Raw genomic sequence first — 26,162 nt, 5'->3', positions numbered from 1 at the left:
TTGTGCGTTTTTGTCGAAAAACAGTCCTGAAGGGACGCCTGATTAAAGAATGCATTTACATGTGAGATTTGATGTTCTATCGCGATTCTGAGTCGTGCGACCTCATTCTTGAATGCAAAGTTAGCACAGCCAATATATTGTAATTACTTATATAAAGATCAAACGATATAATTCACAAAACTCTCGGTTCGAACTTGACATTGTAGAGATAATTCAATCAAAAATCATATGATTTTCCTGGCGAGTGTTGATAAACCTACGATCCAACATGCAACCTCTTTTTCGCAACAACACACGGTACCTCCCCGTCATGCATAACCAGACTTTCCACATCATAAACTGCCCGGATATTATCTTCAGTAAGCACGTTCTTCGGATCACCGACTGCATGAATCCTCCCGTCCCGGAGCATAATTATCCGATCAGCATACCTGGATGCAAGGTTCAGGTCATGAACCACAAGAATAGCAAGGATCTTTTTTATCCGGACGGTCTCTTTAACCAGATCCATGATCTCGAGCTGATGTTTGATATCAAGTTGTGATGTAGGTTCATCGAAGAGCAGGACTTTACTTTCCTGTGCAAATGCCCGGGCAATCATCACTTTCTGCCTCTGCCCGCCGGAGAGTTCTGAATGATACCTGAGTGCAAACTCTTCCAGATGTAAGAGTTTCATGACTTCGGTAACTTTCAGGATATCATTTTTGCCGGATCTCCAGGTAGCATAGGGTTTTCTTCCCATCAGGATGGTATCGATAACCGTTGCCGGAAAGATATCCTGGAAATTCTGTGGTACATACCCGAAAATTTTTGCAACTTCCCGAGCATGCATCCCATACACCTTTTCTCCCCCGACAATAACCTCTCCCGACTGGGGAGTCACCAGTTTATTCAGGCACCGGACCAGGGAACTTTTGCCAGAACCATTCGGTCCGACAATGGCAACAATCTCTGCTTCCTGGAATTCAAATGAGAGGTCATGTAGAACCGGATTTGTCCCGTAAGATAGAGATATCCCATGAAAAGAGAGGGTCACCAGAATTCCCCCTTTCTGAACATTATCAGGTAGATAAAGAACGGAACACCAAGGAATGCAGTAACCACCCCGACCGGAATAATAGCAGGACTCATCACGGTCCGGGCAATCGTATCAGATACAATAAGGAGAATTGCTCCCATAAGTCCGGCTGCCGGTAGCAGATACTGGTTATTCCCTCCAATTATCATCCGGCAGATGTGGGGTGATACAAGACCTACAAATCCGATGGCCCCGATAAAGCAGACCACTCCGGAAACCAGCAGAGAAGAGACAACCATCACGGATATCCTGACTCTTCTGACCGGAATTCCAAGACTTTTTGCAGTTTCATCTCCGGCGGCAAGGATATTTAAATCCCAGGTTTTCCAGAGCAGGTAGAGAAAACAGATGGCCACGAGGGGAATAACCACATAAAAATCATCCCAACTGGTTTTCCCAAGATCTCCAACAGCCCAGAACATCGCACTTTTTACCGCTTCTGCCTCGGCAAAATACTGAATAAAGGTAGTCATCGCAGAGAACAGGAACATTACCGCTATTCCGGTCAGAATCATTGTTTCAGCAGACGCCCCTTTCATATCGGCCAGCATAATGATGATTCCTACCGAGATAAGCGAGAACAAAAAAGCATTTCCGGCAATCAGGTATGAACCACCTAGAATCCCTGTTCCGAAGATGATTGCAAGAGATGCACCAAATCCTGCAGCAGATTGAATACCCATCATATAGGGATCTGCCAGGGGGTTTTTCAAAACACTCTGCATGACAACACCGGTGGTACCAAGAGCTATCCCTGCGAAAATTGCCATGAATATCCGGGGAAACCGAAGTTTCCAGAGGCATACATCAGCAACCCAGGAACTCTCCGGACCAAATGAGAAAAATCTTCCGACAAGAGCTGCATAGACTTCATAGAGAGATAGATCTGCTGATCCGGTTGAAGCAGCGATACCAACCAGAATGATGATAATACCTATAAGAAGAAGAATAAAAAGGATTTTCTTCCGGGTGAACTGGGCATACAGTTCATACATGGAATCTGCCTCGGTTCCTGGCTTTGTGGATTCTGATGTCATGGAGATCTTAAAATTTCCTAAAATCAGTTAAAAATTGGTTTATGCTTCATTTTTCCATGAAAAGCATACACTCTTGTATCGTTCCTGGTTTATGTACTTTCCATCCTGTAAAACCAGTTCAGGAAGTAACAATTCCTTAATCTGGTTATCATAATCCGGAGAGCAGTTAAGATTCTTGCGTGTTTCTTCAACTGCTTCTTCAATGGAAGAAAAACTCTTTACATGTCCCATTTCTGTGAATGATACATTCGGATAGATGTTCATCTGGTATAACACATTAAACAGGACATCTGCCTTTGGTGGTGAGGTAAAGGTTTTTCCGTGGATAACCGGCCAGAGTTTTTTCATATGGTTTTCCCAGCTGTTCATCCCAGCCATCCAGAACAGCCATATTTCCCCGGAACATACTTTTTGCATGTTTTCAATGGCCTGTTTCAGGTCCGGCATAACCAGTGAGTACGAGGCAATGACCAAATCATAGGGAGGAGTCAGGTCTTTTTGAATATCGATATCCTCCCATCTTTTCTGAACAATATTGATATTTCCTCGTGTTTCTTTTTGTGATCTCTCCTTCAGCAGTTCTGCCATACCTTTGGCCGGTTCGACCGCAGTTACGTGCTTTACTTTTCCGGACAGAGGGATTGACAGTGTTCCCGGACCAGCCCCGATATCAAGAATTCTCGAATCAGGAGAAAAAGAAAAAAGAGTAAGGGTTTTTTGCACACGGTCAGGATTTTGTTCCATCATCTGAAGATATTTTTCTGCTTTCTCTTTCGTATCCCACATGAGAGCATATTCTCCCTGACTACGGGAGATCATGTGATCTTCAAATGTGTTTTTCCAGATCTCATTCCAGTTTATGTCAGAATCAGCAGTCATTTTTGTAGGTCTTTTTAATTAGTCGGGTATCCGAATAATCCAATATTCTTGAGATCATAATCAGTTCCAATAAATCTGTTCAGGTATTCCTGGTGGATTTGTTCTGGATCGAGATCGCTGAAGAGGTCCGGATGGAGCCATTTTGCCAGATATGCAGCTCCAATGAATGCTTTAGGATTGCTTATCATCGTTCCTTCCAGTAAGAAGACCTTATCATCTAAAACTGCATCTGAATGTGAAAAAATCTCGTTATTCTTAATATCACTGATTATCTCGTCAGCTTTTTCAGATGCATGTAATGGTTCGGTTGCCAGATATCCAAAAGACTCCGGGTAATTTCTATTACTACATGAACCAACAATTGTGTCAATGTCCTGCTGGGTAAGCCACTCAAGATCTACCTCCTGATTATCACCGGGAAGACCGTCAGCGATATTTTTTCCACCTGCAAGAGAACACATTCTATTCCAGAATGAGGCATCCCTCCCAAATGTACTAATTTTATCAGAAGTTCCACTTTTTAAGAATACATTTGGCTTTTCGTCTGGTGATAATGAATCTGTTTTTTCTTTCAGGTTTTTAATGACCTCATCGTGAAAATTAACATAATCATCAGCGATTTGCTCGGTTCCGATTAAAATGCTCAGTTTTTTAATACTGTCAGCATTTTCAGGTTCAAGAAAATCAAGACCGACGATGGGGGTATCAGGTTCAAGTTTATTGGCTATTTCATCAAACTGTTCTCTTGAATCATAGTGTTTTTGGATGATAAAAAGATCAGGATGAAGTTCAGTAATTTTTTCAAAATCAAGAGTAAATGGCTGATTGGTGGTGCTCACAGCAGGAATTGTATCAAGATTTGAATAAAACCTGGAATCTGTAAGAGAGCCATCTCTACCGACGACTTTATCCCATCCTCCGGCAAGAAGAATTCCTTCACCTGCAGCGGTATGGCTGAATGCGATTCGTTCAGCGGGTTTGTCAAGGGTAACGGTTCTTCCCCAGTCGTCGATGATAGTTACACTACTTGGGTGGTCATTTTCTGTCGTACTGCTTGTAACTGGTATTGTGCATATTACCATGAGTAGAATCAAACAAGAGTAATAAATTAGATTTTTTTTCATTTTATGTACCTGGGATTTCCATTGACTGTATATAGTGTTTTTTTGAAAAATTTCATCTGTTTTTTACCATAGAAGTATAATACCGTAAAAAAAATTTTAGATTTTTTTAACAGGGGTATGCAAATATGCCCAGATTTTTTAAATCATAATTGGTACCCAGATATTTTGTCAGGTATTCCTGGTGAATTTGTTCTGGATCAAGATCCGTAAAGAGATCCGGGTGAAGCCATTTTGCCAGGTAAGCCGTTCCAATAAAGGCCTTTGGAGTACAGGCAAGTTCCCAATACTGAAGATGGACATTATTATTTTTTACCGCATCAGTGTTGGAATAGACATCAAGATTTTTAACATCATTGAGAATGGATTCGGCTTCTTCCTCCGCATGTGAAGGGTCAGATGCTTTGTAACCAAATGATTTTGACTCCCCACTTCCTGATGGCTTTCCTTTTTCATAATAAGCTTGGGCCATAATTGAATCAATGTCCTGTTCCAATAACCATTCCATATCCAGGCTCGTAACATAGTCACCGGAAAGTGATGAAGCAACATTTTTTCCTCCGGCAACCTCACACATTTTTTCCCAAAAAGATGCTTCTTTCCCATAGGTGGATATCTGTTCTGTTCCCATTCCTCCACCATCAATGAATACATTCGGTTTTTCATCATCTGACAAACCTTGTGTTTTCTCTTTAATTTTTTTGATTACATCATCATGAAAATTCACGTATTCATCAGCAACATCACTGGTTCCGAGGAGAATACCTAATTTTTTTATTGATTCAGCAGATTCAGGATCAAGAAAGTCAAGACCTATTACTGGGATATCAGGCTCTAATTTGCTTGCAATTTCATCAAATCCTTCTTTTTGTGAATAATATTTCTGAAGTATCACAAGATCAGGATGAATTTCGGTAATTTTTTCAAAATCCAAATCAAAACATTGTCCGTTTACATCAATAGCGGGTATTGAATCAAGGTTCGGATAGGTATCTGGATCGGTAAGTGAACCTTCTCTTCCAACAACTTTGTCCCAACCACCGGCAAGAAGTATACCATCAGCTGTTGCAGTATGGCTGAATGCGATTCGTTCAGCAGGTTTATCAAGAGTAACGGTTCTTCCCCAGTCGTCGATGATAGTTACACTGGTGTCACCCGTGGGTTTTTCCATGTCTGTAGAACTTACCAGAGGACATGTAAGGGTGATAAAAGTAAGGAAACAAACAAGCACAGAAATTATTCCTGTTATTCTTTTACTCTTGTATTTAGTTGTATTTCTTATGAATGGTTTATTTAATAACCGTTTCATGAATACTATTTTGAAGATAATTCTATTTTAGTTTATCTAAAAATATTGTTTTAGGTAAATATTTGTTTCTCCAAAAATGAAGCGAAAAGATGCCAAAAATGTAAGGGTTACTCTGGTTTTGATTTAAATGCGATATCCAATTCAAATGGCCCTACGTCCAGCACGACCTGCTTAGAACTAACACTGGAAAATCCCGCATTTTTCATTGCATCTGCAATAACCCCTTTTTCAAGACTACAAGCGAACCCGGATAACGCACTGGTCATCATGTTCAGGACATGAACTCCTGGAGTTGTTCCTTCTCCTTCCATGCCATCATGCAGACTTACAAAAATCCCCCCCGGATTAAGGGCATCATATATCCGCTTTACCATAGTATCCATGTAGTGTTTTGCAAAATTAAGCGTACAGCTGCAGAGAATTAGATCATATCCTGCTCCAAATGAATCTTCGAGATAATTACCTCCCTGAGTACTCATCCGGTCATCCATGCCATACTCAGAGATAAACTGCCGGGTAACCGGAATAACGGAAGGCTGATCAAATACCACTCCGGTCATAGATGGGTGCTCTTTAAGGATAGCAATGCTCATCAAACCTGGTCCTCCGCCAAGGTCCAGCATTGTTTTGAATGATTGAAATTCAGAAAGGCCGGATATTTCGGATGCCAGCATCTGGGTTGTTCCGGCTCGTTCCCAGTTTGCCATTGACCGTGCATAACTCTCCCAAAAGCCTTCGTTACACATATCATTTGTGTGTGACTGGGGGACCGGACCGGATTTTACCCGCTCTACGATGGCATCCGGACTCATCGAATTTCTCTGGTATTCGCGAAGTAGGATCTCTCCATAATAAGTAGGACTGCCAGATACCAAAAATAGTTCAGTATCCGGCATATTCCTGTACATTCCATCTTTTTTCTGAAGATGTCCACAAGCTGTTAGGGTATCCAGAAGAACAAGGGTTGCACCGGGATTTAATCCCTGTCTTTTTGCCAGTAATTCTGCAGTAGCTGGTTCCCTTAAGTTATCGAAAACACAGAGTTTTACACCGGCAGCAAGAGCATTCGCTGAAATCATCGATATGGATTGTTCATAAATTCTACTCAGAGATTCTGGTAATTTTGGTAATTCTTTCATAATTCTCAAAAAATATCAGGGATATCCAAATATCCCTACATCATTCAGGTCAAGGTCTGTACCAATGAACTTTGTCAGGTATTCCTGGTGAACCTGCTCTGGATCGATGTCCGTAAACAGGTCCGGATGAAGCCATTTTGCAAGATAAACTGCTCCAATAAAAGATTTAGGATTATTTGCCAACTGATAATCCTGAACAAAGACCTTACCCTCCTTTACTGCGTCGGTATGTGAATAGACATCTTTCTCAGAGATTTCCTTAATTATTGCCTGAGCTTCCTCAGTTGCCTTTGCGGGATTTGTTGCGGTATAACCAACATATTCCGGCTTTTCTTTGTCCCAAACCTGGACTACGATGTCATCAATATCCTGTTCAAGAAGCCATTCAAGGTCTACTGTTTTTACGAAGTCAGATGAAAGATCAGCTGCAATATTTTTTCCTCCGGCAATATCACAGATTTTTTTCCAGAAGGAGGCTTCTTTCCCATAGGTTGAGATCTGGTCCGGACCCATTCCGACTGCATCGATGAATACATTCGGCTTTTTATCATCTGAAAGTGAACCTGTTTTTTCCCGAATGAGTTTGATGGTATCATCATGGAATCTGACATATTTATCAGCAATATCACTCGTTCCAAGTAAAATGCCTAACTTTTGAATACTGTCAGCAGATTCCGGATCAAGGAAATCAAGTCCCACAATTGGAATGTCCGGTGCCAGTGTTTCAGCAATTTCATCAAAATTTTTCCGGTCAGAATATTTCTTTTGTAGAATTACCAGATCCGGCTCTAATTCAGTAATTTTTTCAAAGTCTAAGGTTAATGCCTGGTTTAAGCCATTAATCACCGGAAGGGAATCAAGATTTGGATAAAATTTATAGTTCGTGATTGATGCATCTCTTCCGACTACCTTATCCCATCCTCCGGCGAGAAGAATTCCTTCACCGGCAGCAGTGTGGCCAAAAACAATTCTTTCAGCCGGATGGTCCAGGGTTACTTCTCTTCCCCAGTCATCAATGATTGAAACACTTCCTGAATTTCCGGATTCCTGTTGTGCAGAGCAGGATGAAACAATAAATCCGGAAATTATCAGGATCAGGCACACAACGGTGCTGGAAATTTTGAGAAGGTTCTTTGTCTGAATTTTACTTCCTTCATTCATGCATGGTTACCTCACAACGGTTCTAATTATACTGTCATATCAGAAATATAAATATTTTCGCAAATTTTTAGTTAAAATCACCATTTTTGAATTATTTGTTTTGGTAAGGAGCATATATAAATAGGATCTAATTCAGCCTCAAAAATTTGATATTTTCTGTCTCATAGAAAAAGAATATCAGGTTGTACACCTATTTTCACAAATGATGAATTTAAAAATAGTAATTTTGTTGGTGTTTTTCATTTCGTTCTGTTTTCTTGTTGTAGATGCACTTGAAAATTCCGGTGGAGAAGACCTCATCGCGGAGGGGCATAGTCTTTTCAGACAAGGAGATTACCAGGATGCCATAGAAAAATATCAGGCTGCTCTTGTAATAAATCCGGATAATGCGATAGCTTGGAATGCAATGGGGGTATCGCAAAAAGCGTTGGGTAATATTAATGAATCACTAGATCTTTACCAAAAAGCAGTTGCCATTGATCCAAATCTTGCAATTGCCTGGAGTAATCTTGGAAATGTCTACCAAATTTTAAACGATTATAATCAGAGTCTTGCTGCATATGATCGTTCACTGGAAATTGATCCGAATTCATATCTCTGCTGGTATAATAAAGGGACAGTTCTGAATTTAACCGGAGAATTCATCACTGCAATTGATGCATTTGAACAATCAATCGACTTAAAGGATGATTATCCGGATACCTGGTATAATTATGGGATAGTGCTGAATTCATCCGGTCGTACCCACGATGCGATCGACGCCTATCAAAAGGCCATTGAATTAAGGCCCCGTCATTCTGGAACCTGGATTAACCTTGGTCTTGCATATCATAAAACCGATAAGATTCCTGAAGCACTAGCGGCATATGATGAGGCAATTAACATTTCACCAGATAATGCACTTGCCTGGAATGACAAGGGATCTGTAATCTTTGATCAAAAAGATTTTGAAATGGCTTTGTCTTATTTTGAAAAAGCAATTGAATTGGATCCTGATTATGCAACTGCATGGGCCAACAAGGGAAGTGCCCTTTATAGTCTTAAGAGGTATTCTGAAGCGATTGCAGCTTTAGAGGAAGCATTAAAACTGAATCCGGAGATGGAATATTACCGTGGTTTGCTGGAAAGAACACAACAGCGATTTGGTGGTACCTGATTTTTTTAACTCCAGATTTTTTGCCTTATTAAGTTAAAAGCCTCAATTTTTTACATGGATTTGGCTATCTCTTTTTTTTTTGAAAAATACAACTACACCTGGTTGTTCCCTGTTAAAGATAGATCAATTCCCACCATTGATGAAACAACAGGAAAAAATATGCTAACGAAAAATATCAAATCTACTTCATCAAATGCCACTGATAGAGGTAAATGGGTTCGTCTTGTCGCCCTTCTTGGGGCATATATGACCGTTCTTGACTGTACAATTATCACGATTGCATTACCGAGTATTACCGCGGCTTTTCAGGCTGATATCGCCAGTTCTCAGTGGACCATTACCGGGTATCTGGTTGCTATGACTGCATGTATGCTTATTTTCGCAAGACTTGCGGATTATTATGGGAAAAATTTCATATTTTTATCCGGGATCACTCTTTTTACCCTGGCATCTCTTGGTTGTGCCTTTTCTCCGGATCTTTTGACTCTTATTATTACGAGAATTATCCAGGGGATTGGAGCAGCAATGGCAATGTCTCTGGCGATGGCTATCGTATTTGAGAATTCTCCGGTTGAAAAGCAGGGGACATCCATCGGTCTTCTTGGTGCTGTTATCGGCCTTGCAAGTATCAGCGGTCCGGTAATTGGGGGGTTTCTTCTGGATTTAGCCGGATGGGAGGCTATTTTTTTGATTAATATCCCAATTGGCATAATTCTGATAACACTCGGCCTTCGCTCAATGGATTGCTCAAAACCTGATAACTTCCGGTCTTTTCAGATGGACCGGAGTGGTGCTGCGGTTTTTGTGCTAACCATGGTATCATTCATGGCCGGTCTTGGGTGTATGGTACATGGTCCGGACCTGTATTGGTTTGGAGCATTATTCCTTCTTTTGAGCGTCCTGTTAGTGGTGAGTTTTGTTTTTATTGAGAAGAAGCAGCCAAGACCTCTTTTGGATCTCTCTGTCTTTAAACAAAAAACTTTCATTGTCCCGCTTATTGCCATGATGGCTTTTTTTAGTGCCATCTATATTCTTCAGGTCTCTCTTCCGTTTTATCTGGAAATTGTCTGGGACCTGTCATCGCTTGAGATCGGACTTGTCTTCATGCTGGTCTCCGGAATTCTTGTAATAGGAACCCCGATCATTGGAAAACTGTATGATAAAACCCATTGGCCTCACTATACCAGCCTTGGATTAATAATTGGAGCATCCGGGTTATTATGTCTCGGACTATTTGCAGGTTCCATGCATTTTTTGCTTCTCCTTGCTGCACTTGTGGTTTACAGCCTTGGATACACGCTTTTTCAAAGTCCTGTAAATATTGAGATAATGCGAGGTCTGCCTATCCAGCAGTCTGCAATTGCATCCGGGTTAAGTAATACCGGAAGACATCTTGCAATGACTCTTGGATCATCAATCGCAGCAATAGTCTTTGTGTTCGTCTTTCATATGTCTGGGTTTAATGGAGAAATCATGAATGCCAATACTTCTCTTATTACCAGTGCAACAACACAAGCGATGATGGTGGGTGCTTTGTTTTGTTTTGGAGGATTTATACTAAAAATCCGGCAGTATAAAAAAGTTTAAAACCTTTTTTTGAATGAGAGATGAGGTAACAAAGATGGAAATGAAATCGAATAGTGCAGGACAAAAAAGAAGGTCTGGAATTATAGAATTAATCGTACTGATTGTACTGCCCATATTGCTCAACTATCTGTTTCCACTCAAGGTTATCATAACGCCCCCTCTTTCTTATTTGGGGATAATTGTTATGATTGCAGGATTTGGATGTATGGCCCTAGCCGCTAAGGAATTCAGGAGCAAAAAGACCGGGTTTCAATTAAAATCAGGCGGGACTGAATTGGTTATATCCGGACCTTTTCGGTTTAGTCGTAATCCGATGTATCTGGGAATGGTTATATGGATGTCTGGTCTGGCAGTGTTTCTTGGCTCATTGGTGGTGTTTTTCTTTCCGGTAGCATTATTTTTACTGGCACACGTTGTTTTGATACCCATCGAAGAGAAGAAAATGGAACAGGTTTTCGGAATGGATTATCTGAACTATAAGAAAGATGTTCGGCGATGGGTATAACTAAAAAAGAGTTCCCGGAAATTTAGGTATACGTAAAAAACCTCTCATTTTTCGGCTCATCCATTTATCATCCAAATAAATAATAGTGTTTAGTAGTTAGAATTAAACTGTTATGATCTAACTATCGCTGATATCAGCACTCCTGAAAATCAGCTCCGGATATGCAAATCAGATTATGGAATATGATGTATTATGCTAAACAAATTTTTTTATTGTATGATTATGGGTGTATTTCTCATGTGTGCCGGTGTTCCGGGACTTATGGCTTTGGAAACACCGATTGAAATAACTGATGACATGGGAAGAACCATTACGTTTGATAAACCGGTAGAAAGGGTAGCTTTTGCTCATCCATCAGCGGGTGAGGGTATCCTTCTTGCCGGAGGATGGGATAAGGTAGTCGGAAGAGATGCTACGTTGTCAAATACTGATTTTTATCCAAATCTTGATGAAATTCCTGTGATTAACTCTCCTAATAACCCTCATGGGATTGACTTTGAGAAAGCAACCAGTGTGGCCCCCGATGTGGTGGTTATCCAATGGGTCGGTGATAAAGATGCATATGAAAAAATGGTCCAGGCTTTGGAACCTGATATTAAAGTAGTCATGCTTGATTTTTGTGAACCGGAAAATGCTGACAATATTGTAAAATTAGGTAAAATCCTGGGTACATCAGATAAGGCTGATGCTTATGCAGCATTTCATGATCAGGTCATCGACTCTATAAAAAGCAAAACAAATTCTCTTTCTGACTCAGAAAAACCAAACATATTCCTTGATTCAGGAGGAATGGGGACCGAAACAATCACCACCTATGGAAAACAGGCACCATTCTGGGGAAAGATGTGTGATATCGCCGGTGGTAAAAGTATTGCTGCAGATTTGCCCGGAGGAAGATCCACGGTTGACCTTGAATGGCTTATAAACCAGGATATTGATGATATCATTGTTCAGTGTTTTTATGAAAAAGGTAAATTATCTGCTGTTGGTGAGTCAAAGTCATTTGGGTATATGGCTACTGATCCCGCTCATGCAACAAAAGAAGCCGATTCAATTATTTCAGATGTGAAAAATCTTGAAGTCTATGCCAATTCTGATGCGGTGAAAAATAATAAGATCTTTATCCAGTTCTGGGAACTTGCAAACAATCCAAAATCCTTTATTGGAACAGCATATATTGCAAAATGGATACACCCGGAGCTCTTTGAAGATTTAGATCCAAAGCAGATTCACCAGGAATACCTGAATACCTATATCGGGTCAGATATCGATCTCGATAATGTCGGGATTTTAGCCTATCCCTGATTTTTCCTCCTATTTTTGTTTGGAATTTAGTTCATGTGGAGCAGATATGCAAGATCAGAATTATTGGGGGACCATCTGGAATGATTTATATGAATCATACAGCAGGAACAAGGCCGTTGGTGATTGAAAAAAAAAAGAACAAGTACCCGGGTATGTATGTGGTGGGATACAAAGAAATTTCCAAAAAAGAAACAACAATGTTTTTACCCGGAAGAGTAATTAAAAAACTTACCCGTTTAAAATTTCATCGCATCACATGGTAAATTTTTTCTTGTTTTGCTTTCAACGTACATCCCTTCAAAAGAAAAAAGAGATTTTTATTTGTTTTACGATGATTCACCCGGATACCCAAAAAGGCCTGTGTTTTTCAGATTGTAATCAGCCCCGATAAAATTCAGGTACTGCTGATGAATCTCTTCAGGGTTCATATCACTAAAAAGTTCAGGATGGAGCCATTTAGCCAGGTAGGCAACACCGATAATTGACCTGGGTGTCCCGGTCAGAGGATCGGCAATCAGGTATACCTGGTTATTTTTCACGGCGTCATTGCCGGAGAAGACCGGAGTAGATGTGAGGTTTTTTATGAGAGAGTCGGCCTTTTCTTTTGCTACTGTCTGGTCCTGTGCCTGGTATCCAAAAATATCCGGATACATTGCTTCACGGCTGTGTACCACCATGATGTCTATTGGTTGATTTAAAAGCCATTCTGGATCTACTTCAAACCATGCAGCACTCTGATTGTCCACGGCATTTCTTCCGCCAGCAAGATTCAACATATTAGCCCATAATTTCATGCCATTCCCATAGGTGAATATCTGCTCTGGTTTGTAGGCAGGACCTTTGAAAAAGACATCTGGTTTTTCCTCATCTGCAAGCACTGATGTCTTTGCATTAATCCTGGAGGTTATACTCCTGACAAAATCTGCATACTCTTGTGCCCTTGCCTCGGTACCTGTTAATTTTCCCAGTTTCTCAATACTATCCGGTTGGGAAACAGGATCAATGAAATCCAGAATAACAACGGGGATTTCGGGTTCTAATTTTTTGAACATTTCATTGTACTGATCATCATTCCAATCCTGTTTCTGGACAATCATAAGATCCGGCCTTAGTTCATAGATCTTTTCATAATCGAGATCCAGCTTTCCGGTTGGTTTTTCCGGGCTGATTGCCGGAATCGCATCCAGGTTTGGGAAAAATACCTCATCAGTAATATATCCGTCCCGGGCAACGAGTTTATCCCATGCACCGACTATCTTTATAGCTTCAGCAGGTGCATAATGTTCAAAGGCGATTCTTTCTGCTGGTTTTTCAAGTGTGACCTCACGACCGAGATCATCTGTTACTGTTATTGATCCCTCTGCTGAACAAAAGCAGACCAGTGCTAATAGAAAGCAACAAAGAGATACTCTGTATAATTGTTTCAAACTCCCTCACTTCCAAGACTATTTCCGGTATACATAAGTGTTCGATTTCATTATCAGAAGATTTTTGACTAATTCATAAGGAATTCAGGTTTTAATTTAAATATCCTGAATAATCATTATGCAGATTAGATACTCTGACACTCAATTATTGATTATTACACAATAAATATTGTTCTATTTTAACAAATATTCATTAAAGTTTTCTTAAATAATTCTTTATCCGAAAACATAAGGGATTTTTACAGATTACCATAATATCGCGAATTAACAAGAGTTTTATGTAGATATTATCTGAAAATTATTGAAGAGGAGGAGATAAAAAGAACCATGTACTTGGACAACTCAGATGAGTTGTAATGTACCATGATATGATCGAGAGACTAAAAAAATACAATCTCACCGAATATGAAGCAAAAGCATATCTCTCATTGCTAACCCTCGGGAAAAGTTCGGCACGGGAAGTTGGTGAAAAATCAGGAGTTCCTCAGGGAAGAATATATACTGTTCTGAATAACCTTGAAACCCAGGGATTTGTGACAGTACAGGCAGGTTCACCTGCATATTATGCCGCTCAGGATCCTAAAGAAGTATTTGCATCAATTCGTGAAAGTTATTGCAATTCAATTGATGATCTTATCCGGGATCTTATGCAGTTTAAAACTGAATCCTCGCTATATACGCCGTTTTGGACAATTCACAGTGAGCGGGGAATTCAGATCATGGCGAAAAATATTATCCGGGATGCTGAAAAGGAGATCATCATTGTAACGAATGAACCAGAGCCCTTAAAACAGTTGAAAAATTCTTTACTTGCAGTAAAAAAGAAGGTGGATATTAGCATTCTTGTATTTGATAAAGGAAAATTCACCGGATTAGGTCTTAAGACCCGGCAGATGAGCAAAGAACTGGCTAAATTTTTCGAGGAGATGCATTCCGGTTACAATGAGATGAAGTATGACCGGGTTGAAGAAGAATTCTTTCTGCTCATTGATGGAAAAAAAGCATTTTCAATCGGTTTCATACACGGGAAAAAGTGTGGAAATGTTATCAATGTATCAACACTCTGTTACATGACCCGGAGACTCATAGGGATTTATGAGCCCGGTATCGGTATATCTGAATTTTAGAGAATGATCATCATGTCCTAAATAATCCGGAATTTTGAATAACTATTCTTATTTGCATCAATTGTGATTTTATAGATTTAGTACTTCTCGCCCTGATGATACTGCCGCTGATAAAATGGATAGTTTTCAGCTTTTTTAAACGATATACATATTAATTTCAACGGATATGTATGATTTATGAGAAATTGTACTTGGGTTGCTATCGCAATAATCGGTATTCTTTTTGTTATTTTTCCGGTGTCTGGCTGCTCTGAGTTTATTCTGAAAAATTCAAGCCCCGATAATGTAATATCCGGGAGGACAATAGATTTCCTCTACTCAACATTGACGGATACAAATTTTGCCATGGAACCCAAGGGACAGAACGATATTTCATTATCATCTCTCATACCTGATGAACCAGGTCTTTCCTGGAATAATACCTATGGTTTTGTGGGGGTTGCCAACTTTGCCGGAATAATGCAGGAGTACAACGAAGGGCATCTCTACTATTTGGATGTTCTGAATGAAGCAGGTCTCTCTGCCTCTTTCCTCTGGTTAAATGAGGCACAGTTTCCCCATAATATAACAAATCCTCAAAATGCATTGTTTTACCTTGATCTGCCCGGATGGATTGCAGGAAATTTCAAAACCCTCGATGAGGTCAAAGAAGGACTTTCATCTGTTGAGATCTGGGCCCCGGAGGGACTTGACAGCACGTATCCTCTCCACCTCTGTGTTCATGATGCTAGTAAGAAGAGTATGATTATCGAATGGGTGGAAGATGAGAATAACAATCCTGTAATGAATATTTATGACGGTGACATGGTTGATGATAATTATGGGGTCATGACAAACTCACCGGTGTATCCCCTGCAACTAGCAAGCCTTGAAAACTATAAGAATTCAATGCCTGAAAATCACTTTGAAGGACTACCGGGTGGCGTATCCATGTCTGACCGGTTTATCCGGTTATCAAAACTCAACGAGTATAACCAGCAGATCCCATATGAAATGGGTGATATCAGTCAGGCATTCCATCTTCTGAATTCAGTTGATGTAGCATTTGGGAATGAGCCCTCCTTTTTCGAGATAAGGGGAGTTGGATCCATTCCCGGAGATGATTACACCTATCTCACCGTGGTAAGGGATCATACAAATCCTGCTTATTATTACCGGAGCTGGAGAGATCAGAGCATACGAAAAATTGATTTTTCAAAGATAGACTTCATGAAAGACGCGTCTGACCTCATTCCGGTGGATCCAAATCCTGTATTAGAAATGTCACCCCTTTATACAGATCTGACATATTTCTTTCAGGAGATGTAAGAAATAAAAGTTTGAAAAAATTAATTTTCAATTCTTTGTTTGGGAACTACACAGGGTATCCCCCCATCATGCATCACCAGGCTTTGCACATCATATACTGCCTTGATATTTTCTTCGGTCAGAACATCCTTGGGATCACCAACAGCCTGAATTCTCCCATCACGCATCATGATGATCCGGTCAGCATACCGGGATGCCAGATTGAGATCATGGACGACTAGAATCGCAAGGATCTTTTTCATCCGGACAGTATCTCTCACAAGATCCATGATCTCAAGCTGGTGTTTAATATCAAGCTGAGAGGTCGGTTCATCGAAGAGGAGGACTTTACTCTCCTGTGCAAAAGCCCTGGCTATCATGACTTTCTGTCTCTGTCCACCGGAGAGTTCAGAATGGTATCTGAGAGCAAATGGTTCAAGGTTTAACATTCGCATTACTTCAGCAACCTTTACGATATCCTCTTTTGCGGATCTCCAGTTAGAATAGGGTTTTCTTCCCATCAGGATGGTATCCATGACCGTTGCCGGAAAGGTATCCATGAAATTCTGGGGAACATACCCGAATTTTTTTGCAATTTCCCGTGGATGCAGTTCATTTATACATTCACCATCGAGATGAACTGAACCTTTTTGTGGTTTTACTAATTGGTTCAGGCATTTAACCAGCGAACTTTTTCCTGATCCGTTTGGACCGACAACTGCAACAATTTCAGCGTCTGAAAATTCAAACGAGAGATCATGAAGCACCGGGACGGTGCCATATGAGAGTGTTATTCCTTCAAATGATAATGTCACCAAAATTCCCCCTTACGAAACATAATAAGGTAAATAAAGAACGGTACTCCGATAAATGCGGTAATAACACCTACCGGTATGATTGCCGGACTCATAATCGTCCTGGCAACCGTGTCTGAAACAATGAGCAGAACTGCTCCTACAAGTCCGGAAGCCGGCAGAAGGTACTGATTATCTCCTCCGATGATAAGCCGGCAGATATGAGGAGATACAAGACCTACAAATCCGATTGCACCAATAAAGCAGACCACTCCGGATACCAGAAGTGACGAAACAATCATGATGGTTATTCTGACCCTTCTTACCGGAATGCCAAGACTTTTTGCGGTTTCATCTCCGGCGGCAAGAATATTCATGTCCCATGTCTTCCATAGCAGGAAGAGGAAACAGCAGACAAGCAGAGGTATGACGATATAAAAATCATCCCAACTGGTTTTGCCAAGATCCCCGACTGCCCAGAACATAGCACTTTTCACCGCTTCTGCCTCGGCAAAATACTGGATAAATGTCGTCATCGCAGAAAAGAAAAACATCACCGCTATACCCGTCAGGATCATGGTCTCTGCTGAAGCATCCTTCATGTCGGAGAGCAGGATGATGATTCCTACTGCAATGAGTGAGAATAAGAATGCATTTCCTGCGATGAGATATCCACCGGAGAGAAACCCGGTTCCGAAAATTATTGCCAGTGACGCTCCGAATCCTGCAGCAGACTGGATTCCCATCATGTAAGGGTCAGCAAGAGGGTTTTTGAGAACACTCTGCATTACTACTCCGGTTATCCCAAGAGCCATTCCTGCAAAAATAGCCATGAATATCCGGGGAAAACGAAGTTTCCAGAGAACCACATCTGCGGTCCAGGTGCTCTCCGGACCAAAGGAAAAAAATCTGCTTATAAGAGCTGCATAAACATCATATAATGGAAGATTTGCAGAACCAATGGATGCAGCAACTCCGATAAGTACGATTATTAAGAGAATCAGTCCTGCAATGAACAGGATTTTTTTCCGGGTATACTTGTGGTAAATATCATAAATTGATTCATTATGAATACCACAGGAAATGCTACCTTCTGTCATATTGTGCCATATGTTTTAAAAAAAATTGTAATGTTATCAGATCAGTCAGGAAATTTTATGTTGCTCTTCTGGCATGATTGCAAATGGTATGATGGTGGAAATAATCATTGAGAGATTAGGTATCTTATGTAGGTTCAGATATACTGTCACCTAAGAAATTTTGGTGAAATAATTATTTGTTGAATCATTGTTATTATTGATGTAGAAAAATTAGCGGGGAGGTTCTATTTGGCATAGAAATCCCAATACGGGTCCCAATTATGTTTTGATCTCTTGGTGGGCAATACCACAAACCCCTAAATTTTTTAAAAGTTAAATTATATATGCTATTATTGGGTGCAGCAAATCGTTCATATATCGCCTCGGTATTGAAAGATCTACCCTTTGGCTATACAATTGTATGGCCTGGTTTCATGACTAATAGCGTTCGAATATAGGGGAGTAATCCTGTCCTGGTTTGTTAAAATAATTGAAATTTTTGGTTTTCTGGGTGGCGTTTAAGGAACCGGATAGCCTTGATCTGAAATCGTGCTTCATTTTTAAAAACAGTGGTTATTTGGGAGTATTTTTTTTGAAAAATATCGGACCTCTGAATGGTGTATAAAAAGGATATTGCCATGATCCAATTCAGGGAGCCTGTAATAATTCTGTTAAATTATTTTTTCTGCGTATTTGAGTAATTCTGATTGTCATATGGTTGATTTTTTATTTGTTGGCAGGTTTAGAAAAAAGGTTTGGGAACTACTCATATGAACCAAAAAAGGAAGTAATGATCAGACAGCCGGTATATCCGGTATTGTCCGGAGGTTATGATAAAAAGAGTTTTAACGTTTAAGATTCCTCGAAAAATCGCCTTTGCAGGTAAGAGCATCAGCCTGACCGGTAATAATATGCTTTTCATGGTCGTACCATTGCCACCGGTCTTTTTACTCTTCCTTATCGTACAACTCTTCTGATATCCGTATGCCATTTTTGCAATATACTTTTAAAAGAGTGCAGACCATGGTTCTTATTATTATATGGTAGATAAGAACATACCATTACGTGGCTGAAATGGGTCTGTGTAGTATCTGAGCATTTTTCACACATATGTATTACATGGCTGAAGAAAAAGTTACGAGAAGGAATGAGGATCTCCTTGAAGCGATCTACGAGATTTCACAGGAAAAAGGGTATGCAAAGTCACGTGACATTGCTGCTGCTTTGAAAATTACTCCTGCCACGGTGACGGACGGGTTTAAAAAACTCCAGGATGCAGGACTGGTCAATTACGAGCCATATGGGGGGGTAACGCTAACCAAAGAGGGACTGGGAATTGCAAAGCGCACCAAACAATCTCATATAATGCTTTGTCATCTGCTTGAACTGGTTGGTGTGGATTCATCAGTTGCCGATCATGATGCCTGTATCATGGAACACGGCCTTTCAAAGCAGTCATACCAAAAATTGCTTAATATGGTTGGATTTCTTGAAGAGTGTTGTAAAGATCCAACAATCAAAAAACAGTTTGTTGAGATGGTTCTGGAAAAAAAATAGTATTATCAATCACCAGAAGCTTTTTTAAGGGTCTGGTTTTTCTGTAGACAAACCCTTGTTGCGGATCAGCCATCTTTTTTATTTGTCCGGACAGATAGGTACCAATACAGACAACGTTTGTTCATGCTCCTGCATGAGGCTGATTATCATGGAACTTAAAGGAAGTAAAACAGAAAAAAACCTTCTTGCATCGTTTGCCGGAGAATCACAGGCTCGCATGCGGTATAATTATTTTGCCAGCGTGGCAAAAAAGGAAGGATACGAGCAGATTGCTGAGATTTTTACTGAAACGGCTGACAACGAGAAAGAACATGCAAAATTGTTCTTCAAACAGCTGCCTGGTGGAGAAGCAGAGATTACTTCTTCATACCCATCCGGACAGATTCGGACCACTCTTGAGAACCTGAAAGCAGCAGCCGATGGTGAAAACCATGAGTGGGAAGTCTTGTACCCGGAGGCTGCAGATGTTGCGGATAAGGAAGGATTCCCGGAGATTGCAAAAATTTTCCGCAATGTAGCAAAAGCAGAAGTAGCTCATGAGAGAAGGTATCGCAAACTTCTCGCAAACATTGAGCAGGGCATCGTTTTTAAACGCAGTGCACCGACAAAGTGGAAGTGTAGAAACTGCGGATATGTCCATGAAGATGCCAGTGCTCCTGATCCATGTCCGGTATGTGCACATGCCCAAGGATACTTTGAACTCTGGTGTGAGAATTACTAATCTCCATTCTTTTTGATCTGAATTTTTCCGGCTAAATTGTATCTTTTTTTAGATTAACAGTTGATAAACGTTTTTTTGAAGCATTTTATACTGATGTCTCGCCATTGTTTCATTATCATGTCTGCATGAATGCCTGGTAATAATCGGAAGAATTATTATTAGCGGAGTTAGACATCAAGGTAATCAGAAATAAATGATGATACCTGCCGGGGAATTCATCTCTCTGACCTTCAATATGGTGTTAGCAGGAGTTTACTGGTAGATAGGTAATAATCAGATTCGTTAGTACTGTAAATTTTTACATCAAAACGATAGTCGTCAGAAAAAAATCCCGGATCCTGTATTCAGGACTATGAAATTGATTAATGAAAAACAGCCACCGACACTAATCTCCTGGAATATTACTCTCAAATGTCCGCTGAAATGTGATCATTGTTATGTTGATGCAGGAGACAGAGAAGTAGCAGATGTTATCACAACGAAAGAAGCCTTTCATGTTATCGATCAGATCTGTGAAGTTGGAAGGCCTGTTTTGATACTCAGCGGAGGTGAGCCGCTTTGTCGTTCGGATATCTTTGACATTGCCAGATATGGAACGTCAAAGGGTCTTCGTATCGGTCTTGGGACCAGCGGATACTTTCTTGATAAAAAAACAGTACAAAGACTAAAAGAATCCGGGGTGAAAGCAGTTGCGGTAAGCCTTGATTCAGATGATCCGGAAATTCATGATTCATTCAGGGGGGTTAGCGGAGTATGGGAACGAGCTGTATCAGCCATCCGGTACTGCCTGGAGGAGGGGCTCTATGTTCAGATTAATATGTCCGTAATACGCCCGGAAATAACTGCAGTGATGAAGGGTATCACCTTTGGCAGAGAAATTGGTGTCCGTAATTTTCAGGTCTTTTTCCCGGTCAGTACTGGCAGGGGAAAAGAGATGGGAGTAGAAAGTCCTGAACAGTATGAACGAATTATCCGGGAAATGCTTGTTGCCTCGAGGGATGTGGATATCAATGTCAGGCCCACTTGTGCCCCCCAGTTCAGAAGGATTGCAGAAGAAGAGGGTATCATAAATCCCCGGTGGGGAAAAGGATGCATCGCAGGGATTACATATTGCAGGATATATGCAAATGGTGATGTTACTCCCTGTCCCTATATTCCGGTAAGTTCTGGAAATCTCCGGGAGACTTCATTTTATGATATCTGGTATCATTCCAAAATTTTTACCGCACTCCGGGATGAGAACGCGTTAACCGGGTCATGTGGAATCTGTGAGTATAAAACTATCTGTGGGGGATGCAGGGCTCGTGCATATCGGGGCAAGGATGCTTTTTCAACCGGATGGTGTGATGGCCTTATGCCCCCGGAACAGATCTCTGCAGATCTGTGTTCTGCTGATCCCTGGTGTACCTATAGCCCTGCAGGATCATCATGAATTCACAACTTCCAGATCAGACTGATATAAAAATCCTCGATCTCCTCCAGGATGATTTTCCCCTTACATCATTTCCGTACAGGGAGTTGGCAGAAAAGGCCGGAATATCTGAGCAGGAATTTATCAATCGATCCTCATCCCTTCAAAAGGCCGGCATTCTCCGGAGTATCTCACCGGTGCTGGAATCGGAAACTCTTGGAATGAATGCAGGAACACTCATCGCTTTTCATCTGCCTGAAGAGAGAATTCATGAAATTGCTACATTAGTAAATTCTTTTCCAGAGGTAACTCATAATTTCATCAGGGATAATTATTATTCGCTCTGGTTTACTCTCATTGGAAAAGATATGGAATCATTGAATGAACTGCTGGTGAAAATTCTGGAAGTAACCGGCATCCCTGAAGATGATGTGTTAAATCTCATATCCGTGAAAAAGTACAAGGCTGATGTCCGGTTCCCGTTGTGAGTTTTAAAAAGTCTGGTGTAAGAGATATGGACAGCGTTGATATTACCCTTATCAAAGAACTTGAAAAGGGACTGCCTTTTCATGCTCAGCCATTTTCATTGATTGGAGAACGGGTTGGTATTTCTGAAGATGAAGTGCTTGACCGGATCCGTCATTTGAAAAAAACCGGAGTTATCAGGAAGATAAAGGCGAGAATTAGCCAGAGAAAAGTTGGCGTCACCGCAAATGCCCTGGTTGCATGGAATGTTCATGACGCTGACCGGGAAAAGACAGGGCATTTGTTGTCAGCCTTCCCCGGAGTTACTCATTGTTATGAGCGGGTCTCAATACCGGGGAAATGGGAATATTCTCTGTATACGGTGCATCATGGATATGAAAAGGAAATTGTTACCGAAGAGATAAGGTCAATGGCAAAGCAGATTGGAATTGAACAATATATTATCTTATTCAGCACTGAGGAATGTAAACGAGTTCCACATGTCAGGATAGGTTTTTCCGGGGAGAATTTGTAATGAACCGGATTACCCAGTGTTTGCATGGAAAAGGAACCGTCAGCGAGGTAATGAAACACAAAAAAACAGCTCCTGACAATATTCCGGGGAAGTATCTTGCATTTTCAGGTATGCAACGGCCTGTTGTTTTCTGGAACCTTACCAATGCCTGCAATCTTGGATGTTCGCACTGTTACAGCCGGTCCGGCCCGGATGCTTCAGATAGGAATGAACTCTCTACCAAAGAAATTTTTGCCTCCATTGATGACCTTGCACAGATAAAAATCCCCCTGATTCTTCTCACCGGCGGAGAGCCTCTTATGAGGAGCGATCTCTTTCGTATTGCTGAATATGCCGATAAGAAGGGGATAAAAACCGCATTAAGTTCTAATGGAACACTCATCACCCCTGATATTGCAAAGAAGATCCGGGATAGTGCTATCACCTATGTGGGTATCTCACTGGATGGGGCCAGTGCAAAAATTCATGACCGGTTCCGTAACAGTCCGGGTGCATTTGACCGGACAATTCAGGCGTTTTCTGCATGTAAGGAGGCGGGAGTCAGGACTGGTATCAGATTTACCGTGACCCGGGAGAATATTGCAGAACTCGGCCCACTGATTTCTCTTGCACTGGAACTTGGTGCCAGCAGGTTTTGTCTGTACTGGTTAGTCCCCTGTGGACGGGGGAGTGATGTGTATGATCGGCTTCAACTGACAAAAGATGAAGTACGCGATGTGTTATCGCTCATGTACGAACGGGCTAAAAGTACTCCCTCATCATCGATGGAGTTTCTTACCGTTGATGCCCCTCAGGATTGTATTCACCTGGTAGAATCCATGAAACGGGATAATTCTCCAGATTTGAATGATGCATATGACCTCCTGAAGTCATTAAAAGGCGGGTGTAGTGCAGGATCCAGGGTTGCAAATATTGATGCTGAAGGTAATGTATATCCCTGCCAGTTTGCCCGTATGCCTGATTTTTACCTGGGAAATGTTCGTGAAAAACCATTCTCACAGATTTGGTCAGACTCTAAAAATCCTGTTCTTACGGAGTTTAGAAAGAAAGAATCTCTGGTTGGTGGCAAATGCGGTAGTTGCCAGTTCCTTGAGCTTTGTGGTGGAGGATGCCGGGTCCGGGCATATTATAAAACCGGAGATTTTTCCGCAGAGGATCCGTTCTGCTATGTAGATGTCTGAAATGTGAAAAAAAGTTAGTGTTCTTTGGTCAGGAAATATGAACCGATACACAATGCCAGAATAGCCAGAGAAAGAAGGAATGCATCACTTATTGCAATTATCTTCATCGATATGACATTTTTGAAAAATGCCACGATGAGGATGATAATGATGACCTTGATGATCTTGCTTTTGAGTTCATCGAGCGAGGTTATCTGCAGAAGCGGATGTTCAACGTCATCACAGGCATCTCTGGCAACATCAATTTTCGATATGATGAGTTCGTATAACCCAAAGCTAAAGATTAAGAAGAAAACTGCAATAAGATACAGGTCAAGTGCCCTGATAAACCCTTTCAGGACTTCTTCATTTTCAAGTGCCTCATGTCCCGGATTCAGCCCGGCAGTATCGAGAAAGATCTCAGAAACCGGGTGAATTATTTCAATAGTTCCCATTAAAAAAAGGGCAACCGATGCAAAAGCACAGAAAATGACTGCAAGAAATGAGACATATCTGAATTTCCAGAGCCAGTATTCCACCGGGTTTAATATCCTGCATTCAAACGACTCTTCAACCCGCTGATTGATCTTTTTTATCATGGTATTCCTGATGATTAGGTAATTTGTGAGCAATAAGCATTTCCACCAGAATATTGAAAAATAGATCAATCCGTCTTCTTTTCTTTTTAATCATCATGAGCCTGTCAAAAAAACATGATTATGTGATTATGTTTCATATGGATTATGATGAGTAATGATGATTTTTCATCAAGTCCCCGAAAAAAACAGATCGCAGTGATTGGAGCTTCTGATCCAAGTGCTTCTGAACTACAGGTAGCGACAGAAGTAGGTTCTCTTCTTGCCAGTAAAGGAGTTTGTCTCCTTTCAGGAGGGATGGGAGGCATTATGGAAGCTTCATGCAGGGGGGCGTTTCAATCCGGAGGATGTACGGTTGGTATTCTGCCAGGTGCTGAAGGTAATCAATACCTCACCATAACAATAAAAACACGTATGGATCAGGCACGCAATGTAATTCTGGTCGGTTCAAGTGATGCAGTCATTGCCATTGGGGGTGGATATGGCACACTATCTGAAATATCCTATTCATTAAAGAGTGGCATTCCGGTATTTGGTCTTTTTTCATGGGACATTCCGGGGGTTATCAGGTGCTGTTCACCTGGTGAAGCAGTACAGCTGGCTCTTGGAAAGGATGATTAAAATGATTGCCGGATTATACGCCCAATGGTGCGGTGGATGCACATTTCCGATTCCTGATTAAATCCTTTCTTCTTAACTTCAGACTGGTTATCTATTGTTTTGGTATAATTCTTTATCCTCGAAGAGTAAAGTACCTTAGACCGATATGAAGTGGAAACGTGATGCAGGCCTGACAGGACGAATATTCCTGACCTGGGCACTGCTCTTACTTGTTTATCTTGTATTTATGGGAGTCCTGTTTGCATTAGGTCTTCCTTCAGGTTTTATCATCGTAATAGCTGTTGTTATGGGTTTTGTCCAGTATTTCTTCTCCGACAAACTGGTCCTTATGAGCACCGGTTCGAAGATTGTGGAATACGATGAAGCACCAGAACTCCACCGGACTATTGAAAAATTATGCGCAGAAGCAGAACTTCCTAAACCCCGTATCGCTGTGATGCACTCCCCGATGCCGAATGCATTTGCAACCGGAAGAAGTCCGAAGCATGCCGTGGTTGCAGTAACTGACTCAATCATGCAGACTTTGAATCAGAATGAACTTGAAGCAGTGCTGGCCCATGAACTCTCGCATGTCAAGAACCGGGACATTCTGACTATGACGGTTGCAAGTTTTGTTGCCATGATTGCATCCATGATAATGAATAACTTCCTCTTTGCCTCCCTTTTCAGCAACCGTGAACAAGGTGGAGCCTGGATTATTGCCGGAATTGTTGCGGCTGTGGTATGGGTAATTGCAACACTTCTGATGATGGCATTATCACGGTACCGTGAATTTGCAGCTGACAGGGGTGCAGCATACATAACCAATAATCCGGATGCCCTGATATCAGCACTCCAGAAGATAAGTGGCAAGATGGATCGTCTGCCAACCCAGGCAAAAGTAGCCGCTGAAGGTGCAAATGCCTTCTATATCATTCCGGCCTTATCCGGAAAGACCCTTGCCGGTCTTTTCTCAACTCACCCCGCCCTTGAGAAGCGGATTGAGAACCTTGAAAAAGTCCGGGCAGAAATCCGTGGATATTAATAAATTTTCTTTTTTCCTTTTTCCATTATCTCCAGCAGAAGGTTTTGGAAAGATCCCAGCAGATTTGCAGTCTCTGGTCCG

General features: G+C 41.1%; 27 protein-coding genes. 16 read left to right on the top strand and 11 right to left on the bottom strand.

Translation table 11 applies throughout. From position 1 onward, the window contains the following. Positions 1–256: 256 nt before the first annotated feature. The 7 genes from DLD82_RS02715 to DLD82_RS02685 form a co-directional block, all read right to left on the bottom strand. Positions 257–1,036, bottom strand: a complete 780-nt coding sequence (locus DLD82_RS02715; protein WP_109939564.1) for an ABC transporter ATP-binding protein — start codon at positions 1,034–1,036, stop codon at positions 257–259. Further along, positions 1,033–2,115 carry a FecCD family ABC transporter permease gene (locus tag DLD82_RS02710; protein WP_109939563.1) on the bottom strand — a complete coding sequence of 361 codons (1,083 nt, stop codon included), beginning with the start codon at positions 2,113–2,115 and terminating at the stop codon, positions 1,033–1,035. The genes DLD82_RS02715 and DLD82_RS02710 overlap by 4 nt, the downstream gene beginning before the upstream one ends. A gap of 39 nt (positions 2,116–2,154) precedes the next feature. Further along, a complete protein-coding gene (locus DLD82_RS02705) occupies positions 2,155–2,934 on the bottom strand; it encodes a class I SAM-dependent methyltransferase (RefSeq protein WP_219968292.1) in 780 nt (259 codons plus the stop codon). Positions 2,935–3,008: 74 nt separating this feature from the next. Further along, positions 3,009–4,076 carry an ABC transporter substrate-binding protein gene (locus DLD82_RS02700; RefSeq protein WP_245920347.1) on the bottom strand — a complete coding sequence of 356 codons (1,068 nt, stop codon included), beginning with the start codon at positions 4,074–4,076 and terminating at the stop codon, positions 3,009–3,011. A gap of 148 nt (positions 4,077–4,224) precedes the next feature. Then, positions 4,225–5,346, bottom strand: coding sequence for an ABC transporter substrate-binding protein (locus tag DLD82_RS02695; RefSeq protein ID WP_245920346.1), 1,122 nt, complete (start codon positions 5,344–5,346; stop codon positions 4,225–4,227). A 185-nt stretch (positions 5,347–5,531) separates the two neighbouring features. Further along, a complete protein-coding gene (locus DLD82_RS02690; RefSeq protein WP_109939559.1) occupies positions 5,532–6,563 on the bottom strand; it encodes a methyltransferase in 1,032 nt (343 codons plus the stop codon). Positions 6,564–6,578: 15 nt separating this feature from the next. Beyond that, positions 6,579–7,724 carry an ABC transporter substrate-binding protein gene (locus DLD82_RS02685; protein WP_109939558.1) on the bottom strand — a complete coding sequence of 382 codons (1,146 nt, stop codon included), beginning with the start codon at positions 7,722–7,724 and terminating at the stop codon, positions 6,579–6,581. A 202-nt stretch (positions 7,725–7,926) separates the two neighbouring features. Between DLD82_RS02685 and DLD82_RS02680 the strand changes: the two genes are divergently transcribed. The 5 genes from DLD82_RS02680 to DLD82_RS18375 all read left to right on the top strand — a co-directional run bounded on the left by DLD82_RS02680 (position 7,927) and on the right by DLD82_RS18375 (position 12,540). Then, positions 7,927–8,880 carry a tetratricopeptide repeat protein gene (locus DLD82_RS02680; protein ID WP_109939557.1) on the top strand — a complete coding sequence of 318 codons (954 nt, stop codon included), beginning with the start codon at positions 7,927–7,929 and terminating at the stop codon, positions 8,878–8,880. Between the two features lie 159 nt (positions 8,881–9,039). Continuing rightward, positions 9,040–10,467 carry an MFS transporter gene (locus DLD82_RS02675; protein ID WP_181391214.1) on the top strand — a complete coding sequence of 476 codons (1,428 nt, stop codon included), beginning with the start codon at positions 9,040–9,042 and terminating at the stop codon, positions 10,465–10,467. 34 nt (positions 10,468–10,501) lie between these two features. Further along, complete coding sequence (locus DLD82_RS02670) at positions 10,502–10,972, top strand: methyltransferase family protein (protein ID WP_181391213.1); 471 nt, start codon at positions 10,502–10,504, stop codon at positions 10,970–10,972. Between the two features lie 222 nt (positions 10,973–11,194). After that, on the top strand, positions 11,195–12,277 hold the full coding sequence (locus DLD82_RS02665) for an ABC transporter substrate-binding protein (protein WP_181391212.1): 1,083 nt from the start codon (positions 11,195–11,197) through the stop codon (positions 12,275–12,277). An 89-nt stretch (positions 12,278–12,366) separates the two neighbouring features. Then, positions 12,367–12,540 (top strand): hypothetical protein, encoded by a 174-nt coding sequence (locus DLD82_RS18375; protein WP_181391211.1) that lies wholly within the window; start codon positions 12,367–12,369, stop codon positions 12,538–12,540. A gap of 63 nt (positions 12,541–12,603) precedes the next feature. On the opposite strand, the gene DLD82_RS02655 is transcribed toward DLD82_RS18375, so the two are convergent. Next, entirely contained in the window at positions 12,604–13,704 is a 1,101-nt protein-coding gene (locus DLD82_RS02655) for an ABC transporter substrate-binding protein (RefSeq protein ID WP_109939552.1), read from the bottom strand. Between the two features lie 356 nt (positions 13,705–14,060). On the opposite strand from DLD82_RS02655, the gene DLD82_RS02650 reads away from it, so the two are divergent. Both DLD82_RS02650 and DLD82_RS02645 read left to right on the top strand, forming a co-directional pair. Next, on the top strand, positions 14,061–14,831 hold the full coding sequence (locus tag DLD82_RS02650; RefSeq protein ID WP_109939551.1) for a TrmB family transcriptional regulator: 771 nt from the start codon (positions 14,061–14,063) through the stop codon (positions 14,829–14,831). 177 nt (positions 14,832–15,008) lie between these two features. After that, positions 15,009–16,139 carry a linear amide C-N hydrolase gene (locus tag DLD82_RS02645; protein ID WP_109939550.1) on the top strand — a complete coding sequence of 377 codons (1,131 nt, stop codon included), beginning with the start codon at positions 15,009–15,011 and terminating at the stop codon, positions 16,137–16,139. A 20-nt stretch (positions 16,140–16,159) separates the two neighbouring features. On the opposite strand, the gene DLD82_RS02640 is transcribed toward DLD82_RS02645, so the two are convergent. Together DLD82_RS02640 and DLD82_RS02635 are read right to left on the bottom strand one after the other, a co-directional pair. After that, positions 16,160–16,933: an ABC transporter ATP-binding protein gene (locus DLD82_RS02640; RefSeq protein WP_109939549.1), complete on the bottom strand. Its 774-nt coding sequence runs from the start codon at positions 16,931–16,933 to the stop codon at positions 16,160–16,162. After that, positions 16,930–18,012, bottom strand: a complete 1,083-nt coding sequence (locus tag DLD82_RS02635) for a FecCD family ABC transporter permease (RefSeq protein ID WP_109939548.1) — start codon at positions 18,010–18,012, stop codon at positions 16,930–16,932. The genes DLD82_RS02640 and DLD82_RS02635 overlap by 4 nt, the downstream gene beginning before the upstream one ends. Positions 18,013–18,821: 809 nt before the next feature. On the opposite strand from DLD82_RS02635, the gene DLD82_RS18370 reads away from it, so the two are divergent. The 7 genes from DLD82_RS18370 (at position 18,822) to DLD82_RS02600 (ending at position 23,861) form a co-directional block, all read left to right on the top strand. Then, positions 18,822–18,968, top strand: a complete 147-nt coding sequence (locus tag DLD82_RS18370; RefSeq protein ID WP_181391210.1) for a hypothetical protein — start codon at positions 18,822–18,824, stop codon at positions 18,966–18,968. A 142-nt stretch (positions 18,969–19,110) separates the two neighbouring features. Continuing rightward, the gene (locus DLD82_RS02625) at positions 19,111–19,548 is read left to right on the top strand and encodes a metal-dependent transcriptional regulator (RefSeq protein WP_109939546.1); all 438 of its coding nucleotides are present in this window, start codon (positions 19,111–19,113) and stop codon (positions 19,546–19,548) included. 133 nt (positions 19,549–19,681) lie between these two features. Beyond that, positions 19,682–20,269: a rubrerythrin gene (gene rbr, locus DLD82_RS02620; RefSeq protein ID WP_281267969.1), complete on the top strand. Its 588-nt coding sequence runs from the start codon at positions 19,682–19,684 to the stop codon at positions 20,267–20,269. A gap of 352 nt (positions 20,270–20,621) precedes the next feature. Continuing rightward, positions 20,622–21,701 (top strand): radical SAM/SPASM domain-containing protein, encoded by a 1,080-nt coding sequence (locus DLD82_RS02615; RefSeq protein WP_109939544.1) that lies wholly within the window; start codon positions 20,622–20,624, stop codon positions 21,699–21,701. Beyond that, a complete protein-coding gene (locus DLD82_RS02610; RefSeq protein WP_109939543.1) occupies positions 21,698–22,168 on the top strand; it encodes an Lrp/AsnC family transcriptional regulator in 471 nt (156 codons plus the stop codon). Before DLD82_RS02615 ends, DLD82_RS02610 begins: the two co-directional genes overlap by 4 nt. 26 nt (positions 22,169–22,194) lie before the next feature. Continuing rightward, positions 22,195–22,680 (top strand): siroheme decarboxylase subunit beta, encoded by a 486-nt coding sequence (gene ahbB, locus DLD82_RS02605; protein WP_109939579.1) that lies wholly within the window; start codon positions 22,195–22,197, stop codon positions 22,678–22,680. Then, complete coding sequence (locus DLD82_RS02600; RefSeq protein ID WP_109939542.1) at positions 22,680–23,861, top strand: radical SAM/SPASM domain-containing protein; 1,182 nt, start codon at positions 22,680–22,682, stop codon at positions 23,859–23,861. The genes ahbB and DLD82_RS02600 overlap by 1 nt, the downstream gene beginning before the upstream one ends. A 14-nt stretch (positions 23,862–23,875) precedes the next feature. Here the strand turns inward: DLD82_RS02600 and DLD82_RS02595 are convergent, their stop codons facing one another. Next, the gene (locus tag DLD82_RS02595; RefSeq protein WP_109939541.1) at positions 23,876–24,439 is read right to left on the bottom strand and encodes a YqhA family protein; all 564 of its coding nucleotides are present in this window, start codon (positions 24,437–24,439) and stop codon (positions 23,876–23,878) included. 144 nt (positions 24,440–24,583) lie between these two features. Between DLD82_RS02595 and DLD82_RS02590 the strand changes: the two genes are divergently transcribed. Next, the gene (locus tag DLD82_RS02590; protein WP_245920344.1) at positions 24,584–25,057 is read left to right on the top strand and encodes a TIGR00725 family protein; all 474 of its coding nucleotides are present in this window, start codon (positions 24,584–24,586) and stop codon (positions 25,055–25,057) included. Positions 25,058–25,202: 145 nt separating this feature from the next. Beyond that, positions 25,203–26,081: a zinc metalloprotease HtpX gene (gene htpX, locus DLD82_RS02585; RefSeq protein WP_109939540.1), complete on the top strand. Its 879-nt coding sequence runs from the start codon at positions 25,203–25,205 to the stop codon at positions 26,079–26,081. Positions 26,082–26,162: the final 81 nt, after the last annotated feature.

It is taken from the genome of Methanospirillum stamsii (genome assembly GCF_003173335.1).
Lineage (GTDB): Archaea > Halobacteriota > Methanomicrobia > Methanomicrobiales > Methanospirillaceae > Methanospirillum > Methanospirillum stamsii.
The sequence above is the reverse complement of the archived record's forward strand: the minus strand, read 5'-3'. Positions and strand labels throughout refer to the sequence as shown.